Annotated in this window: 16 protein-coding genes; all 16 read right to left on the bottom strand. The window is 65.9% G+C overall.

What is annotated here, in order from left to right:
* Positions 1 to 29 precede the first annotated feature (29 nt).
* The 16 genes from eccE to AC5Y6Y_RS21375 all read right to left on the bottom strand — a co-directional run bounded on the left by eccE (position 30) and on the right by AC5Y6Y_RS21375 (position 17,480).
* Positions 30 to 1,394, bottom strand: coding sequence for a type VII secretion protein EccE (gene eccE / locus AC5Y6Y_RS21450; RefSeq protein ID WP_499930247.1), 1,365 nt, complete (start codon positions 1,392 to 1,394; stop codon positions 30 to 32).
* Positions 1,381 to 1,677: a hypothetical protein gene (locus tag AC5Y6Y_RS21445; RefSeq protein ID WP_499930246.1), complete on the bottom strand. Its 297-nt coding sequence runs from the start codon at positions 1,675 to 1,677 to the stop codon at positions 1,381 to 1,383. Before AC5Y6Y_RS21445 ends, eccE begins: the two co-directional genes overlap by 14 nt.
* Positions 1,674 to 3,311, bottom strand: a complete 1,638-nt coding sequence (locus tag AC5Y6Y_RS21440; protein WP_499930245.1) for a S8 family serine peptidase — start codon at positions 3,309 to 3,311, stop codon at positions 1,674 to 1,676. Before AC5Y6Y_RS21440 ends, AC5Y6Y_RS21445 begins: the two co-directional genes overlap by 4 nt.
* Entirely contained in the window at positions 3,308 to 4,810 is a 1,503-nt protein-coding gene (eccD, locus tag AC5Y6Y_RS21435) for a type VII secretion integral membrane protein EccD (RefSeq protein WP_499930244.1), read from the bottom strand. Before eccD ends, AC5Y6Y_RS21440 begins: the two co-directional genes overlap by 4 nt.
* Positions 4,810 to 5,682 (bottom strand): MinD/ParA family ATP-binding protein, encoded by an 873-nt coding sequence (locus tag AC5Y6Y_RS21430; RefSeq protein ID WP_166462084.1) that lies wholly within the window; start codon positions 5,680 to 5,682, stop codon positions 4,810 to 4,812. Before AC5Y6Y_RS21430 ends, eccD begins: the two co-directional genes overlap by 1 nt.
* 812 nt (positions 5,683 to 6,494) lie before the next feature.
* On the bottom strand, positions 6,495 to 7,373 hold the full coding sequence (locus tag AC5Y6Y_RS21425) for an ESX secretion-associated protein EspG (RefSeq protein ID WP_499930243.1): 879 nt from the start codon (positions 7,371 to 7,373) through the stop codon (positions 6,495 to 6,497).
* A 50-nt stretch (positions 7,374 to 7,423) separates the two neighbouring features.
* The gene (locus AC5Y6Y_RS21420; protein WP_122447360.1) at positions 7,424 to 7,717 is read right to left on the bottom strand and encodes a hypothetical protein; all 294 of its coding nucleotides are present in this window, start codon (positions 7,715 to 7,717) and stop codon (positions 7,424 to 7,426) included.
* 50 nt (positions 7,718 to 7,767) lie between these two features.
* A complete protein-coding gene (locus AC5Y6Y_RS21415) occupies positions 7,768 to 8,076 on the bottom strand; it encodes a hypothetical protein (protein WP_133437557.1) in 309 nt (102 codons plus the stop codon).
* Positions 8,077 to 8,151: 75 nt separating this feature from the next.
* A complete protein-coding gene (locus AC5Y6Y_RS21410; protein WP_499930242.1) occupies positions 8,152 to 9,618 on the bottom strand; it encodes a PPE domain-containing protein in 1,467 nt (488 codons plus the stop codon).
* A gap of 12 nt (positions 9,619 to 9,630) precedes the next feature.
* Positions 9,631 to 9,927 carry a PE domain-containing protein gene (locus tag AC5Y6Y_RS21405; protein WP_122447363.1) on the bottom strand — a complete coding sequence of 99 codons (297 nt, stop codon included), beginning with the start codon at positions 9,925 to 9,927 and terminating at the stop codon, positions 9,631 to 9,633.
* A 121-nt stretch (positions 9,928 to 10,048) separates the two neighbouring features.
* Positions 10,049 to 13,147, bottom strand: a complete 3,099-nt coding sequence (gene eccCb / locus AC5Y6Y_RS21400; RefSeq protein WP_499930241.1) for a type VII secretion protein EccCb — start codon at positions 13,145 to 13,147, stop codon at positions 10,049 to 10,051.
* Positions 13,140 to 14,255, bottom strand: coding sequence for a hypothetical protein (locus tag AC5Y6Y_RS21395; RefSeq protein ID WP_499930240.1), 1,116 nt, complete (start codon positions 14,253 to 14,255; stop codon positions 13,140 to 13,142). Before AC5Y6Y_RS21395 ends, eccCb begins: the two co-directional genes overlap by 8 nt.
* A gap of 14 nt (positions 14,256 to 14,269) precedes the next feature.
* Positions 14,270 to 15,754: a type VII secretion protein EccB gene (gene eccB, locus AC5Y6Y_RS21390; RefSeq protein WP_499930239.1), complete on the bottom strand. Its 1,485-nt coding sequence runs from the start codon at positions 15,752 to 15,754 to the stop codon at positions 14,270 to 14,272.
* 51 nt (positions 15,755 to 15,805) lie between these two features.
* Complete coding sequence (locus AC5Y6Y_RS21385) at positions 15,806 to 16,231, bottom strand: type II toxin-antitoxin system VapC family toxin (protein ID WP_499930238.1); 426 nt, start codon at positions 16,229 to 16,231, stop codon at positions 15,806 to 15,808.
* Positions 16,228 to 16,491: a type II toxin-antitoxin system VapB family antitoxin gene (locus tag AC5Y6Y_RS21380; RefSeq protein ID WP_499930237.1), complete on the bottom strand. Its 264-nt coding sequence runs from the start codon at positions 16,489 to 16,491 to the stop codon at positions 16,228 to 16,230. Before AC5Y6Y_RS21380 ends, AC5Y6Y_RS21385 begins: the two co-directional genes overlap by 4 nt.
* 65 nt (positions 16,492 to 16,556) lie before the next feature.
* Positions 16,557 to 17,480 (bottom strand): EspK C-terminal domain-containing protein, encoded by a 924-nt coding sequence (locus tag AC5Y6Y_RS21375; protein ID WP_499930236.1) that lies wholly within the window; start codon positions 17,478 to 17,480, stop codon positions 16,557 to 16,559.
* Between the last annotated feature and the right edge of the window lie 116 nt (positions 17,481 to 17,596).

Below are 17,596 nucleotides of genomic sequence, written 5' to 3'. Positions count from 1 at the left end.
CCGCGTCTATCAACGCGGCGACATTGGCTTTAGCGCAAGTAGGCTTCCTCATTGCGGAAGGAGACCGCGTCCAGCGTGGTCGCGAATCGGTTAGTTCGCAACGTGATTCGGTTGCCGGCCTGTTCGATGACGATATCGGCGGCGCTGGAATCAGGCGCGCCGACAGCTACCGCGGTCCGCGCGCCCGGATACGGATTGGAGCGGCCGTTATGGACGACTAAGGTGGGCGGCCGCGGAGGCTGGGCGCTGACATCGGTGCTGCTCCAGATCCGCGCCGAGCCTGCGCTCATCCCCCACCGTTGGGCGGTGTCATAGACCGCGACGTGCTCACCGACCGCGGCTGCCCGTCGAATCAGCCGGCGAACGGCCATATCGTCATCGACGCGCACCGCGATGCGGGTGGGGGCCGCAGGATCAGACAGCGGCATCAGCAGCATGGCGTCGCCGAACTTACCCAGCAGCACCCCCGAGGAGCCGACCACAATCGCTTTATCCAGCGCTTCGCCGTCCAACGGTGTCGAAGGCAGCCGCAGGCGCGCGCGACCCGGCAGCGTGCCCACCACCGCATCCCAATGTCTGCCAGTGAATTTGTTCAACATCAGTGCGGGCGGGCTCGCGTAGGGCTGCGAGGTGTGCAACCGCACCATCGCCGATGCCCTGATCGCACCGGCCCGCCGACGCAGGCCCACGACCAGTGCCGCGTGATCGCAGGGATAGGACCACACATCGGCCAACGTGGCGGCCGCGACGTCGTCGCTGCTGAAGAAATAGCTTGTCAGATAGCCTTTTCCGGTGCTCAGCCGTGACCACTCGTCGCGATAGGTGCCGGTCAAGCCTTCCCGTCCCCCCAAGGACGCCGCCATCGCTTCGCGGATTTGCGCGGCGGTCAAAATGTGGGCACGACAACCGTTTTGATTCAACGCGTGCACGATGCGCTGCGTCGCGGCGATCGTGGCCGAGACGTTGTCGCGGCGCCAGGAAAGACCTCCGACCGTGTCGCGGGCGCGGCTGTCCAGCCGCACCAGCACCGTGGTAGTGCGCTGCCCGGCGGCCGGACGTCCGGCCAGCAGCGTCTGGTAGTGCTCGGCGTAGTTGTCGCGTACCGTGCGCCGTCCCTCGCAGATGATGTCGACATCGACGGGCAGGCCGTATTGCTGCATCTGGGCGGCCACCACCGACACCGGCAGCGTGTTGGAGGTGTCGGCGCGGTGCGGGTGCAGCAGCGTCGGCACGTAGGGCGCCCCCCACACGCCCACCATCGTGGCCACCGTGTCGCCGTCGATCACCACCCCGACAGCAGCATCATCGACGCTGACATCGATTGGTGCACACAGCATATGGGTGCCGCGGCGGCGGCGCCCTGCGGGGTCGTGGGCGCGTTTAGCTGGTGGCATCGTCGCGCTCCTGGTCGGGCTCGGCCGGCGCGCGACGATCAGCGACGACGAGCCGGTGTTCGCGGTGGCGTAGCCACCACACCCCGCGGCGCACCCATTGGCCACCCGTCATGCCCGCCAGTGTCACCACACACCACAGCGATGCGACGACCGCGCCCACCGCGATGGCCACCGCCAACCCGACGCCGGCCAGCGTCAACGCTACGACCACAACAGCGCCGAGCAGCTCGGCGGCCACCACCGATCCCACCCGCATCCGTGCACCCATCAGCGGTTGTCTCACGACTGCCTCCGCCGTCGGCGCACCACGGTCGTGGCGATCGCCACCGCCACCAGCGAGGCTGCCATGACCGCGGTAATCGTCGCTGCGGTCTGGCCCGGGCGAGGGTCACGCTGGATCGGCGGTGGCGGCAACACCAGGGGTCCGCGCACCGCACCGGGCGGCAGCAGGGCACCCGGTGCGATATCCCATGTCAGCGCCGCTACCGGATCGACAACGCCGTAGCCCACCACCGGATCGCGCCCGGCGGCCGGCGGGTGCGCGGTGGCCTGCAGCCGATGAATGACCTGATGAGCTGACAGATCAGGGTATTTGGCGCGCACGAGGGCGGCGATGCCTGAAACGAACGCCGCCGAGAACGAACTTCCGGCCAGCGAATGGAGTTTGTCTTGGTCCACCGATCCGTTGATGACTTCTCCGGCCGGCGACAGACCCATAATGTCGGTACCCGGAGCGGCCAGGCCCATCCAGGGGCCGTGCAGCGAGGCCACATCCTCAGTCAGCGGGACACCGTTGGCGTCGGTCGCTGACACCGCCAACACGTAGTCGCTAAACCACGCCGGTGCCGCGATGGTGGTCACCGACCCCCATCCCAGCGGATCGTCAGTGTTTCCGGGCAGCGGCGGCGGATTTTGGTGATTGCAGCCTTGGGCGTTGGTATTTCCTGCGGCGGTGACGATGACGACGTCACGATCCACCGCGGCGTAGCGCAGCGCAGCGCCCAGCGCGCTCTGATCGTGCGGCTTGGTCGCCGAAATGCAGGAGACCACACTGATATTGATCACTTTGACGCCCAGATTGGCGGCGTGCACGATGGCCCGTGCCAGCGAGTTGATATCGCCGGCACGGCGGATGTCCTCGGGATTCTCTGACACGCCGGGGTCGGCCAATCCGAAGGTTTGCGCGGTTTGGCGGATGGACACCAGCACCGCGTCGGGGGCGATGCCGATCAGCCCATCGGTGCCCCCGCCCGGCGGCGGAGCCAGCGGCGCCGGATCCCCGCTGCCCGTGCGGCGTGGCGGTGCGAGCCCCCACGCAGGGGCATCCTCGGGCGGGGGCGGAGGCGGCGGCGGGGGGCTGACGGTTTGAGTGATCGTCACCGTCGGTGGCGGTGCCGGCGGCGGGATCGGTGCCGGTGCGGGCGCGGCCGGCGGCGGCGCCGCCGGTGCCGCTTCGCGCGGGGCGACCGGCAGCGGCGTTCCTGAGGGCGCGGCCCCGATCAGGGACGCCACCAGGGTGCCGTGCGCGTCGCAGTCGGACAGGCCGTCGCCGTAGCGGCCCATCACATAGTCACCGCCAGCCACCAAGTGCGGAAGCCGCGGCTGCGCGGCGACCCCGGTGTCGATGATGCCCACGACCACCCCGGCGCCCGTAGATTCCTTCCAGGCCGCGGGCATGTTCAGCAGCGCCAGCGCCGGCGGCAATTCCCGCACGTCGCTGCCCGGCAAGATCCCGGTCACGGTGCACGCAGCGATTTGGCGCATCGGCTGATCAGGTTCGGGCGGCGGGTCGCCCGGGGCCGGGCCGGCGGGGACCTGGGGCGGTTCGACCGCACCCGCCACCGCCCCCGGTGCCCCCACCATGGCCGACGCCGCGATCAGGGCTGCCGCCGTCCGCATCCGCGCTGAGACCGTCATGGTCCGTGCACCGCGTTGCGCGCGACCGACCACACATTGAGTAGCCACATCAGCCAGGGGACGATGAAGACCAGCATGATGTATTCGCTGACCTCGACGGCCCGGTTCACCGGGGCGATGATCGGGGTGGACGGAATGACAAGGGCGGCAACCAATCCCAGCGCGATCAGGCCCGCGGTGGCTGTGACGCCGATAAGGGAGGCGCTCATCGATGGCGGGTTGGCGGCCGCCGCGTAGCGCCCAATGACCATCGCCGCCGCTACGACCGCGGTGATGACCAAGATGGCCGATTGATAGCGGTCGACAAAGGACCGCGCCCGTAACACCAGGATCAGGCAGATCGCCAGTGTGAACACGGTGAATCGCCATCCGTCGGGCCGCAGGGGCACCGTGGCATAACGGGCGGCGAGCACGGTGACCACACCGCACCCAGCCAGCAGACCGGTCACGATCTGGTTGCCGCGCCGCGCCCACCGAGTGATCTGCTCGGAGGTCTGCGCCCCTTCCGGTTCGACGGGGTACACCGTGTCGCGGGGTTTGCCGGGAAGGTTCTCAAACACCCGGCGATTGGTCACCGAGGGAAACCACGGCCCGGGCACGCCGGCGCCGATCACCGCGATGTTGGTGGCAAATGTCACGACGGCCAACATCACCGCCAGCACCGTTGCGCCGATGTACTCAGGCCGCAGGGCCCACCCGCTGGACTCGATGGCCGACACGACCCCACCCGTGCCCAATGCCACCACCATGAACGCCAGCAACGTGACGTAGCCTCTGGTCAGCAAGGCCATCAAGGTGGCACCGGTCAGGGCCGTGGCGATCCCAGCTACCACACTCCAACCGCCAGGATGCCCGGGCACCGCCATTGCCGCCGTGCAGGCCGCGGCGATCACCGCCGCCCAACCGAACCCGCCGCTGGCCTCTCGACGCTGCCGTTGCAGCGCTTTAGAGGCCAGCCAGGCCATCAGGGCCAATACCGCGGTCAGCCCGGCCGACACCGCCGCAGGCACCCAGCCGCCGCGGTACCACCACAGCCGGCCCACGATCACCTCCGACCACACCACCAAGGCCACGCACAACCCCACGGCAACGCGGCGGGCTGTGGTCTGGTCGACCTTGTCGAACTGCGCTTGCGCCGAACGGGCTAGCGCAGTTGATACCTCCTCGATGACCGGTTCGAAGCGCTCGGCGGCTTCGGTGGGCAGCAACCATAAGATGTCGCCGTCTAAGACTCCGGCATCATCGAGTGACATCTGCGCGTTGAGTGGCCGCGCATCCGAGCGGCACAAGTGATAGGTCAGCGCGTCGTCGAGTGCGGCGACATTGCGGCTGCGCAGAATCTCATTGACCCGCGGGATCAGGTCTTCGACCACCGCGATCAACGCCACCGCGGCCGGTAGCGCGTAATCGATCAATGTGTCCTGGCCGACCAGCAACGCTACGCGGCACAAGCGGGGACCACTGGGACGCTTGTGTTCGGTGGCCGCCTCGCCGGCCATTAGCGGGGGTCCGTGGTGGCGGCGAACCCTTTTGCCAGCGCGGCCGTGGCTTTCAGAATCTGTTCACGGGTCTCGGGCTGCAGAGCGTCCAAGTCCAAGATGTCCGCGGCGGCAATATGCTGATCGAAGGGCACCACAAAGATCCGCTCGGGCGCCACAAATCTGCCGAAATGCTCAACAAGAGTGTCGACCAGCTTGCTGGTGGATTTTGCGTCCCGGTAATTCGTTGAGCCACGGATATGGTTGATAACCAACACCATTCGCGACAGCAGCTGCTGGTATCCGGCCTGCTGGAGCCAGAGGAAGTTGGTGTTGGCCCCGACTGCGCCATCGGGAACCGCCGAGGCGACCATCACGATCGTGTCTGCTCGCCCCAGCACTTCGGGCATGACCGGGTGGTCAAGATCCATCCCACAGTCGACCAGCAGCACGTTGTAAAACCGCTGCAGGACGCCGTGCGCGCTGGCGAATTCGGTGGGGCTTAGCGCTGGTGCGCTGGGATTGGCGTGGCGCGGGCTGGCCACCACGTCCAGGCCCGCGGCGTTTTGACCGGTGTAGGAGCGGACGTCGGTGTAGCGCATGAGTTGGTCGTCGGCGTTGATTTCGCGCACCGACGACGACTTCGGATCGACCCGGGAAGCTAGGTTGGCTGCTTGAGCGGGGTCGGCGTCGATGGCTACGACCGGATCAGAACGCAGCGATTTCAGCGTCGAGCCGATCGCGGCGGTGGTGACAGTCTTTCCGGCGCCGCCCTTGCCGCCGAGCACCGCGATGGTGTAGGTGCCGCGCAGGTGGGCGCCTACCTCCTTTTGCAGTCTCGCAGTGTCCTGTTCAGCCTCGGACGGGCCGGGATTAATCGTCTTGAATGACAAGTGGTACAGCGCTTTTCGCCACCCGCGAGACGGTGTGGGCTTGGGAGGTTTGATCAGATCCGAGGGCCGCAGCTGTTCGCGCAGCGTCTCGGAGTGACCCGGTGATGCGGCGTGGACGTGACGAACATACGGCGGCGGTGGCGCCGAAACGGCCACGTCGTCGTGCTGAGGCGGCGCTGTCCAGGGCTGCGGGGCGCTAGAGGGGGCGGCGGCAGGTGGGGGTGACCAGTGCGCGCGTCCAGGGTCGGTGCCACGCTGGCCTGCCGTCGGCGGGCCGGGCTGGCGGGCAGGGCCGTCGAGGGGCTCGGTGATGCGCTGACTCGGTTGGGCGCTTTGCCGCGGCCCGGTCTGCGCGCCCGGCAGCTCCGGGGCATCAGCGCCCGGCGGCGCTGACTCTGGGCTGGGTTGGGGGGCGGGCGCACCGGCCGGCGGAAGTTTCCACGAGGGGGTGCTGTGCTGGCCGGATGACTGACGATGCTGGGCATCCTCGGCAGGGTTTTGCACCGGTGGGGCGCCGGGCGCAAACATCGGCACCCCGCTATGACGTGGTCGCGGCGGCGGTGGATCGTTGGGCGGAGCGTTAAGTTCCGCAGCGGTATTCGGTTGCGGCGGCGCTGAATTGGGCGCCGGCTCATCGGTGCCCGATGAAGCGAACTGGTCGAAGAAGTCGCGCTCACGCGGTGTGCTCATGGGCGGCTTCCCACACACGAATTGCCGTTGACGCCATGGTTATTCATCACAGGCGCGAGCGTAACAACGAACAATTTTCTGCGTCCACCAAAATGTCACATCGGGGGAGCGCCGAGGGAGGTTCAGCGCTGATGTGTCATCCAACCCGTTGTCGTCGGCAGGCTGTCCAAGAGTTCTGTGACCGCGGCGGCCACGGCTGCGTCGCTGCCGGGCAACATGGTGGTCCACTGGCGGCCATCGGGGCCGAGCGCGTTGGTGATCACCACGCGCCCCAGCCTCGTGTCTGCCACGCTGATCCCTAACGCCGCCCACTGAGGGCCATCGAGGGAAAACTGTGCTGCGGTCAGCACCGCGCGGGTCGTTGTGGCATCGCCGATCGCTTCGACGATGAGTGCCTGGGGAACCGACAGGCCGATGGCGGTCAACATCGCCACGATGTCGCTACCGCGCCCAGCTAGCCAGTCGTTAATGACGGGCTCGATGACGGCGGCCTCGACGTTGATGCCGTGGAATTGCGCGGGTGCCATGTTGCCCAGGACGGCGCAGACCACCTCAGGTGGCGAGACTGGCCCCAGGGCGCTGACCACCACCTCGTCCAGGCCGTCGGCCGCGGTGTGCCAGAGTCGGGCCGCCGCGATCCAGCTGTTGGCCCGTCGGCACAGTGCGAGCGCCCGTTGGGGCGCCCGGGTCGCGTTCCAACGGGCCAGCGCCTCGGCAGCCTCGATGGGCTCGGGCGGCGGCTGGAAGGGTGTCACCGGCCCCGCCGGTGTGGCGGGATCGGCCTGCGGGCGGGTCACCACCACGTCGACCTCGATGTCAGGCCTGCCCAGCGTCAGAATCCAGTCGGCGACGTCAGCATCGAGCGTGCCGCCGCTGCACAGGCCGGCCTGCTCGAGGACCGCCATACCTGGGTGATCGGCGACCGTGGCCGCCACCGCCCCGACCGGTCGCACTTTCAGCACCGGTGGTAGCTGGCTGACCCCGGCGAGCGCGGCTGTCAACCAGAGCCCTTCAGAGGTGGTTGACAGCCGCGCCGATACCGCTGTGACGGTCACAGACCCCGGAAGCCAGCGGCAATGCCGCTGTCGGTGATGCCGGCGTTGGACGACGCTTGCGCGATCGCGTGGCCGTGGCGCTCGATGGTGGCGAACACGTTGGTAAACGCCTGGTTGATCTCGTTGAAAGCCTGCTGGCCCGCATCCGAGCCGTGCGCGGTCCACACAGAGGCCACGTGGCCGACAACTTGCAGAGCGCGCGTGCGCTGGTCGTGTAGGTAGGCCACCAGGTTGGCCTGAGCCGAGACGTGATCGGCCATCATGGCGTGGTCATAGCGCATTGAGTCCATAACAGAATTCTCCTTGAAATAAAGATGGGTTGGGTAGACGAAGCCGGGGGTTAGGTCGAGACGACGCCGCCCAGCGCGGCGCGGTTGGCGTCGTTCATGGCGGCGTACTCATGGCCGGATTTCTTGACCATGTTGATGACCGTCTGGAAACGGTCGTGCACCTGGCGCCCGGTGTTGCTGATGTCTTCGGTCGTGGCCATCGACGCCATGGCGGCATCCCCCACAAATCCCGCGCCGGTGAGGTTGCCGTTCATGGTGGAGTAGCGTCCCAGTGCCGTCAAGACGTCCCCGGCGATGTTTTCCAGGGCGGCGGCGGCCGACGCCATGGCCGCCGAGTCAGCGTTTAAAGGTTGCGACATGCTGTGAATCTCCTTGGTAGTGAATGGTGTTCGTTGAATGTAGGGTTTCAGCGCGCCACGGGCTCCTGCCGTGGCCTACCCTCCCTGACCGCCGGTGTAGACCACACCCTCTGCGGTAGTGAATATCGGGATACGGTGCGCCGTGGGCGCGACGTCAATTGACTTGTCCGCGTCGGCGAGGTCGGCGTGCTCGGCACCGCGGCGCGCCGATGCCGCACCCATCGGTGCCCCATACAGGCCTGACCCCATCGCGGCACCACCCGCTGGGGCGCCCGAGGTGCGCAGGCCCGCCACTGGGTCTTGGCCACCGACACCACTTGGCTGACGCGCCCACCAGCCCTCGGGCAGTTCGATGGGACCGCCCATGCCTGCCCCGGCGGACGGCTTGGTCAGCGAGGCCGTCACCGCCGAGCCGCCGCCGGCAAATCCCCCATTGGCGCCACTGAGCCCCGACCAGGGCGAGCCGGCCGCCGATAAGCCCGGTGTCGTCAATCCCTGTCCCAGGCCGCCGCTCATCCCGCCCGCCAACGACGACAACGGGCCCATTAAGCCGCTGATCTGCCCCATCGAGGACATCGGCGAACTCAGCGCTCCCGACAACATTGAGGGCGCTGAAGTCATGGCCCCCATCATCGGTTGCGCGAGCTGCATGAAGTCGCCCTGGGTGCTCAACGGCGGCGAGGCCACGCCACCCTCGGCCGGCGGCGCGCTCACCGTGCCCGGCGGCGCCACCGCCCCCGCGGTGCCGTGTTGGACGGGCACGACGGGCGGGGACGCCGTGGCCGGTGCCGGGCTTGTCCCACCCTGCGAGGAAGGGGACGGCATCGGGGCCAGCGGCACCGGCAGACCACTTCCATTACCCAGCGCGGTGGGCACAGCAATGCCGGTGCTGGCGCCAGCGGCCGCGCCGGCAAGGCCCATTCCAGCGCTGAATCCGGCGCTGAGGATCCCCACGCCCGCACCGATCGCCTGTGAGCTCAACGCACCCAGGGCCGCAGGCAGCACCGAGACCGGATCGCTGAGTTGAGGCAACGGTGCTAGCGGCACACTGAGCCCGCTCACCACACCCAGCACGGCAGCTAGGTACCCCATCATCGCCGATGCGTTCTGTCCCCAATACTCCGCGTACTCGGCGTTGGCTTCACCGATGGCCGGGGTGTTTTGACCCAGAATGTTGGTGGCTTGCAACACCGCCTCCCGCACTCGGTTGGCGACCACGACCTCGTGGGGAATGGTGGCGGCCAAAGCCGCGGAGTACGCCTCAACCCCGGCGGTCAGTGTGGTCACTGCCGTGCTGGCGTGAGTGCCCGCAACATTCATCCACGCCGAGGCCGGCATCGCCGACCCCATCATGCCGGTGCCCCCGGCACCTTCAAACACGGTGCTGGTCGCCATCGCGGTTACCGCGGCTTGGCTGCCCTGTTCAAAGTATGTCGCCGACGCGGTGCCGTAGGCTGCGACTTGACCGGCGTGCGCTGCCGGTCCGGCGCCCATCCGCGTGAGGCGGAAGGCATTGATCTCCGGCGGGATCCCCCAATACATACAGCCCCGTCCTTAGAGGACGAATGTGGCCTCGTTGAGGGCGTTCATCGCCGTGCAGGCCACCGCAGAGGTGGACACCGTGGCCGCGAACAGCTCACGCTGCAAAACCCCCGCGCCGGTTACCGCGAGAAACTGGGCGGCGTGGGCAGCTGCAGCCTGAGCCAGCATCAACGACACCTCTTCGCCGCCCATCGGGACCGGCGCCACCATCACTGGCGCCAGCCCGGTCAACGTGCCGCCGGTCACCGAGGCACCCATCGCCTCGCTGGCCCCCTGGCCCGCCACCACCGGCGCTTCAACAAACATCATGAGAACGGCCTCCCACACGTATTGGACACTTGACGATCTGATTTGGAAGGGTAGTCGCGCCAGCAAACGCCTGCCACCAATAACAGCAACATTCCCCATAGATCAACACCCGCTGCGGAATTCACGGGCGGGCTGGCAGCGCGATCTGCACCGGAGCCGCCACCGTGTCGGTCACATAGACTCCGCGCCCCGGATCGAACGCCTCCGCCTTGGTGTTGCCGAGAATCACCCCGTCGGCGCGATCTCCATCCATCACCACCCCGGGTGTGCTCCCGCGATACAACTGGCCCACCAGCGGGGAATTCACCGCACGCATCCACTGCGCGATACGGCGCGCCACCACCAGGTGAAAACCGATTTCGCGGCCATGGTTGACCAGCGGCACCAACGGAAGCAGCGGGTGTCCCGTATCGGCGCCGAATCCACCGCGGTCCCAGCGGTGAAGCTCTTCTTCGCGGTCGACCAGCACAAAGATCTCCGGACCCGACCACCGCTTCTTACCGCCTGCTACCAGTTCGGCAAGCTCTGCTTGACTGAGGTTGCCGGCGGGCTTGCGGACCTCCAGCTCGGCGGCCAAAGTCTTGGCCAACGCACGCACGGCGTCCTCCTGAAAGGCGTATTCGCCCAAGTGCGGCCCGTCCACGACCTGCAGCAAGTCGTTATACGGGTCGATGACGTAGATGCGGGCCTGTTCGGGTGTGTACAGCCGCATCAGCGATTGCGCGATCGTGCTCAGCGCCGAGGATAAGCCGCACTCGGGACGACCCGTAAACAGTAAGTGCGGAGAGGTCCGAAAGTTGGCGACCGCCGGCAGCAGCGCCACTTCAGAGATTCCGAACGGAACCTCGCCCGGCACCCGATGCGGCCGGGCCTGCCACTGACGGAATACTTCATCGAGTGTGATCGAGCGCGGCAGCACACGCACCTGAGTAGCCGAGGCGTCCGCGCCGGCCTGCTCGACAATCCAGTCAGTCGCGGCGTCGATGTCCACGATGCGGCCCTGCATGCTTAGCTGCGGCTGCCCGGTCTGGAAGTGAAACCCGTCCATCGAGGTGCCGCGGCCCACCACGCGCACCGTCTGCTGGCTTTCCTCCGCCCGCTCGACCGAGTCCGGCTCCGCGTCGTCGCGCTCCACGAAAACACTCTTCTCGCCCTTGGGAACCTGCTTGGCCACGGCCGAACTATTCTCGCTGGTCTCATCATTGGACGCGAGCTTGAGCTCGACGTTGCTGGTCAACAAATTCTTCATACCTGACACAAACCCGCTGGCAATCCACCCCTGCGCGGAGATAATCCCATGCACGCCAAACCGGGGGCCACGCGCCAAGATCCGCATCACCGACGGCACCAGCGCCTCGAATGACTCCCTGAACATCGCCCACCCGTCGATCACCAGGAAGACATCACCAAACGAATCCGCCGGCACCTCTCCACTTTCCGACCCGAACTTGCGCGCCCGGAATCGATCCAAGCGCAACCCCAACGCCCCAAAGGCTTGCTCGCGCTCATCAATCAACGCCACCACTTCGGCCAGGATGCGCCGGACCCGCTCGGCGTCCGTCTCGCGCGCAAACCCTCCGATGTGCGGCAAATGCTGCACCAAATTCAGATCCGGCCCGCTGAAATTCAGCACAAAGAACTGCACTCGCGCCGGGCTGTACATCAACGCGGCCCCGGCGATCATGGTCGCGATGGCTACCGTTTTGCCCGATCCGGACTCACCGATCACCGCGCAATTGGACTCTGACAAATTCGGGGCGTAGACGAATTGGCGGTGATAAGACGGTTGATCTTCGATTCCCACCGGCAACCGCAGCGCCGACACATCCTCGGTAACACCGTATCCCTCATGCCACGGGCGGCCACGAAGCCGCCGTACCAGTTCATCGACCGCGATCGGGGTCAGCGGCGGCAACCACATCGGGCGCACCGGCCGATTGTGCTGGCGCGCAAGGGATGCGGCGATAGCTTGAACCTGCTTGAGAGCCCGGCCGTCGGCGCCGACGACGGCCCGAGGTGCCGGCTCAGCGGGCCCGGGCGCCGACGCCGTTTCCTCCCATGGCGCCATTCCGGTAACCGAAAATTCCTGCGGCTCGGAATAATCCGCGGTCGCGCGCACCGCGGCTGGAACCGCCGCGCGCGGCGGAATATAAGGTTTGGCGACAAACGCCGTCTGAAAGCGCGTCAGTCTCTTCGATCCCGACACCTTCAGCAGACCCGAACCGGCCGGCTTGACCGGTAGGAAATTCGCTTCGTCACTGCCCAACAGTTCACGCGAGTCTTGATCTCCCACTGTGCGCAGCGCCGTCCGGATTGGAACGTTGGACATGATCCCCTGCGCCATCTCGTGGCCCAACCGTTGCGACGCCATCAGCAGCCGAACCCCCAACGAGCGGCCCTGGCGACCCACCTTGTCCATGATCCGCTTGGCATCGGGATGCGCGATGAACATCTCGGTGAACTCGTCGACGATCACCAGCAGGTGTGGGATCGGACGGCGCTTCTCGCCCTTGTGGATTCGTAGATACTCATACTCGGCGACATCACTGACGTCGGCCCGATCCAGTAGCTCCTGGCGGCGATCCAGCTCGCCGAGCAGCACATCACCCATCCGAGGGATCCACAGCGAGTCATTACGCAAATTGCGCATATTCGCGACCATGTGCGGGAACTGCGCCACCAGATGCGCCGTCGCACTACCTTTAAAGTCGAAAAACGCGATGTTCAGCGAATCCGGCGAATGCGTCAGACACGCCGAGGTGATCAGCGTCGTCAAGAACTGCGACTTCCCGCTGCCGGTCGTGCCCACCAACACCATGTGGTGACCCATCCCCTCGAACTCGTGGGCCTCCTTGAAATCCAACGCCACCGCGCGCCCGCTGAGCGGATCACGGCCTATCACAAACCGCATCCACTCCGAGCCCCAGTGATACACGCCCTCCTCATCGGCAAAAGGCGGCCCCGCCAGGGTCGCGGCCCAGGCGCGCTCGCTATCAATATTTCCCGCATCGGCATGGCCGATTAGCTCGCACAGATCGACCAGCTTCGAGCCACCCTGGCTCTGCGACGCGTAATGCTGCTGCTGCGCAGCGTGATAGCGCGCTATCTTGCGGGCAAAGGCTTCCGCCGACTGCACATCCAACTGATCTGGGACAGCGAAAAAACCCTCAGCATCGCGCACCGCAGCCTGCGACACATACAGCGTCAGATCTTTAGCCACCGGGACGCTCCTCTCGGGTAAGAATCCGCACAAAAGTCACACCGGCAACACCGCCAGAACCCTTACGGGTCAACGCATCCCACTCGCTATCCACCCTGCGCTGATCGTTGAATACCAACCAGTGCGGCACCGTCACCCCGCCACTGACCCCGAAATTCTTGCGTTCGTTGTGCAATTTCAGACCCACTGCGGCGTCCATTTCTGCCGGCGAGGTCCACACCATGCGCGCCGACCCACCGGTATCGAGCAGATCATCGTGCTGGCAATGGGGCAGCCACTTCACCCACTCCCACCGACTCGGATCATGGGTGACCACCATGATCTTCATATGCTGCGGAGAGTGAAAACACGCGACCTGACAAATCATCGACCGCACCAACGCATACAGCGCCTCATCGTCGTCCTCCCCCACCAGGTTCATCAGCGGAAGCGCATTGAGCGACAACGGTTTTGCGATACCATCAACCTTCGACTGCTCCAAGACGAACTTGGCCAACGCCTGATAGGCCACCGGCTCATAGTCAGCAGATCGGCCTAACGCGTGAGTCGACAACTTTTTCGCCAAATCCGTTTTGCCCGTGCCGATCCGGACGAAACCAAAATGGAGGCCCAACTTCGAGTCGCCGGGCTCACGCTCCCACATCCGCGCCGATCCAACCAATCCCCGCAACAGCGCCGGTTCGGGATGAAAGAACCGGAAATTCTCAAACTGGCGCTGCGCGTCCTGCTGGATCACCTCGCGCGCTTCGTCCAGTTCATCCATGTAGCTTCGCCGCGCCTCATACAGGGCGCTGCCCGACAACACCTTGTTGTCCGCCCCGCCTGCCCCCATACGGCCTTGCATGAAAATGCCCGCAAACGAGACGATCATCATCACCGGCACGAACAGCGAAAATAATCCCATCGGCCCCGAACGCAAGCCGGGCTGAGTAACGATCATGGCCATCATGCCCAAAAACGCCAGCCCCATGACCGCCGGAAGAATCTTCTGCGCCTTCGTCAACGGCAGCCGGCGTGGCGCCGTCGGGCACTCCGGTAGCGGCTCTTTGCCGCCGTGGACCTCCGGTGCGCTGGCCCGCGCCGCCGCCTCGAACCGTTTCGTCGACACAGCCCGCCCCTCTCCTACCGGCCCGACCGCGGCGGCGTCGACACCGCGATCGGAGCCACCCCGTCTAACGAGTCATGAACCGTCAGCGCCGCAGCACGCGAAAGCTCCGGGCCCGCCGCCCACACCTGCAGCATCGACCACGGCGCCGGCCGCACCTGATCAGCGCTTAACCCCAGTGCTTTGAAGCATTCTGGATCGAAAGGAATCCCGTACCTTGACCCGGTTCCGCTAATGAGCCACATCGTCTCGCGCGCCGGGGAATCCAGGGCACTGCCCGTCGTCGTCACCAACGTCGAGGCGTCCTCGCCGACCAGCACCTGATCAGCTTGAACCCCGCCGTGGCCCGCACCCACCAGGTTGACCAGCCGCCCATGCTGGGCCGATGTGATCGGTAAGCCACGTCCCGACACCACCGACAACCGCGCTTGGCGTTCCCGCACACCCCACTGCCACGCCACACACGTCACCGGATGAGCTGCCGAATCAACTATCCGCACAGGCGATTTCGGATAATAATCCACATCCAGAACGTGCCGGACCGGGATCCGCGCCAACCGATCAGGAGGCACCCGCGGCGGCGAGGCCAGACCAAAAGAATTCTTTTGACGCAACATCGCGGCGACCACCGGCGAGATCGGCTGCACACCATCGCTGAGCACCACAAAAAACTGATCCGTCGAGCTGGCCACATCCTGGCTGGCCACCACCGCACCGACCACCACTGCGGCACCGACGTCGACGCGGGCCGGGGACCCGGCCTCAGGCACCACCGGCACCACCAACGGACCACTGGCCGGCAACGCGTCGAATAATGCCCGCGACATCCCTGAGCCCGACACACCGTGAATCCCCAACGCCGACGTCACCGCAGAATCCGCCAAGTCGAGCGGCATACGCAGCCCACCAGCAACCAGATAGGACCGCTGACGATACGACAGCAGCACCGCCTGATCTTGCGCGAGCTCGGTCGCCTCCTGGCCCAGACTCAACGCGCCATCGATCCCGGTTACCACCGGCGAACCACCCAGCGTGCTCGACGCGCTATCACACACCGCCCACCGCGCAATATCGGGAGACTGGATCCGGGGCTTGTCGACCGGGGCGCCGATAATGCCGACCGTCGGACCAAGGGGCTGGCGCTGAATCTCCTCAGAGGATACGAACGTCGGTACATCCGGATTCCCGGCAATCAACTGTGCCGACACCAAATTCAAGGCCGGATGCAGCCGCCCGTTTACCGACACATACAGCGTGCCCAACTTGCGGTCAGCCACAATGGCCGACGTTCCAACCACCCCCGCCGGCCGAAACCACCCGTACACCACAGCGCCGATCACCAACACCACGCCCAACACCGCAGACAACATCAGGCACGTCCGCTGGGTACTCACCGGGTCGACATCCATCGACACCGACCGGCGCAGCAACGCGAAACTCAACCGTCGCCGGACGAAGAAATGGCCACTCACCTGCGTCTTCGACGCCAACTTCAACGGCACACCGGCACCGTACCGTCCAACGTCGCCACCCCGCCACCAAAGCTCGGCACGTCAGCCTTCCGAGACCGGCGGCCAGTAGCCAACCACGCCGTCATCGAAACGGAGGTCTGTCTGCGCGAAGTCGTTGCCGACCGCCAACAACGGTTCACCGCTAAGTCGCGCGGCCGCATATGACATGCAATCGCCGAAGTTCAGACCCGCCGGATGTCGCCCCTTTCCGTACCGCGCAAACGCTTGCAGCGCAACAACAACGTGGTCGGGGCCGTACTGACCGACCACGATGCCGAACTCCGCGCGGATCCGCTCATACAAAGTGCGGCCCGCCGGGCCAAACCGACTCACCAAGACGATGAGGCACTCAGTAGCCGTCGGCGCCGCAATCACCGGCTGGCGATCACTGATCAGCGCCGCCGCGACGCGGTCAGCATCGCCCTCGCGCTGAACTAGCGCCACGACGGCCGAGGAATCAACAATCATGCGCTCACACCGTTGTCGTCGTACCCCAGAATTGCTTCCCGATCCGCCTTCGTGATCGGCGCGGAACCTGCTGTCAGAGGCCAGATTTCGGTCCGCAGCACCTCCATGACCTCGCCGAGTCGATCCTGATGTCGTGACTCCAGGAGCGCGAGTTGCGCGCGCAGTGCGTGGCGGATCGCCGCAGTTTTATTGATCTTGAGACGAGTCGCGAGTTCGGCAGCCAGTTGCTCGGTCTCGGCATCCTTGATGTTCATAGCCATAAAGGTATATTACACCTATTGTTGGTGCATTACACCAAATCGGCGAAAGGTCGGGTGGTGCCCCTTCAGTGGACTGCTTCTTTGGCTGCTTCGTCCTCCAGGGGCCGCAGCATGGGCTCAAGCTCGGCCGCGAAGTCGCCGAGATAGGCTGCCGCCGCGGCGTAAACCATGTCGGCCAGCGGAGGTGGCCGATGTGCCCAGCCCCCCACAACTTCCATCGTGCGCGCGACCAACCACTGAGCCTGATACACGGCGCGACCACCGGTGTCCGCGTCGCCGTCGCGCCCCGGATTCGAGCTCGTCGTCGTGTAGTAGAGGCGGGCTTCCAAGGTGAACTCATCCCACGCCTTTTGCGGGATCTCATCACCGGTGCCCAGTGCATCCCACATTGCCCGCAACTCCAAAGGACAGTCGACACCGCCCCCGCCGTGTTGCACACCGTCCATCATTTGCATCACCAGGGGAACGATCACCTGGTTCAGCACAGTGCGGTCGTTCCAGCCGGCGAGGCGGGTGACGCGCGGGTACAACTGCGGGCACTGAACCGCGAGACGATGCGCGTGCATGTCGTCGAGCACCGGCGGCGCCGGAAGCACCTCGCTATAGTCCCGCGGGCACGATGCATGCTCGACATCGAATTCGCGCAAAGCGTCAACAATGCTGCCGGTGGTCGCCGCCGCCACCAAACGCGCACCACCTGGTGCGCGAAGCCGCGCGTACTCCACCAACACGCGAGCCGGATCAAGCCAACCGAACCATCGCTCGCGAAACGCGTTATCCACCAACGGGTCCACCGTCAACAGCCGTGCTGACCGTGGAACGAAGACACCATGCGGGATGTAGCCGAATCCCTCATTGGACACGAACACGGTCTCGGTCGTTGAGCCGGACTCAGAGCGAAACACTCCTACCGCCCAATCGATCACCGGGTAGAGCGCCGCATCGCTATCGCGGCGAAGTTGGCTGGCTAAAGCCTTCGCAGCCAACAACTCTGGGGACTGCTTAGGTACTCGCGTAGGCCGGGCACTGCCGGCGCTGACGACCGGCGCCGGGACCAGCGCCGCGCCGGCGCCACCAACTCCGGCCGATGTCGGCGCGGGCGCCG

Source organism: Mycobacterium sp. NGS24, assembly GCF_059813065.1.
This window is presented reverse-complemented; position numbering and strand designations above follow the sequence as displayed.